Below are 560 nucleotides of genomic sequence, written 5' to 3'. Positions count from 1 at the left end.
TACAATGATTTAGTGGATAGTTATAATAATTTATTGGAACAAAATCAAGAAAAAGAAAAAGAGTTAAACCGTTCGTATAAACTATTTAACAATGTGTTTAAGTTGATTAAAGGTGTGATGAAAGAAGAAACATATCATTCGTTGATTAACCATATTGATAATCACTTAGAAAGCTCAAAAATGCGAGAAACAATGATTGTAGATGATAACGATGAACAATTCTTTAAGAAAAAATATCAAAGGCATGAACCAGAAATTATTTTTGAAGATGAACGAGATGATGGCTACACTTTATAAAGACGACGCATTTATGCCGAGAAAATTTATTGAAGTTGAGAAGAACCCTTAACTAAACTTGAAGACGAATGTCGGCATAGCGTGAGCTATTAAGCCGACCATTCGACAAGTTTTGGGATTGTTAAGGGTTCCGAGGCTCAACGTCAATAAAGCAATTGGAATAAAGCAATAAAAGGAGTTGAAGAAATGAAATTTAGAGAAGCTTTTGAGAATTTTATAGCAAGTAAGTATGTACTTGGTGTTTTAGTAGTTTTAACTGTTTA

1 pseudogene is annotated in these 560 nt (G+C 31.2%); it reads left to right on the top strand.

Annotated elements, in window-relative coordinates:
* Positions 1 to 297 (top strand): annotated as a pseudogene (locus E4T13_RS29570) (recombinase); the annotation flags it as partial.
* Positions 298 to 560 lie beyond the last annotated feature (263 nt).

The organism is Roseomonas sp. AR75 (genome assembly GCF_005222815.1).
GTDB lineage: Bacteria > Pseudomonadota > Alphaproteobacteria > Acetobacterales > Acetobacteraceae > Falsiroseomonas.
This window is presented reverse-complemented; position numbering and strand designations above follow the sequence as displayed.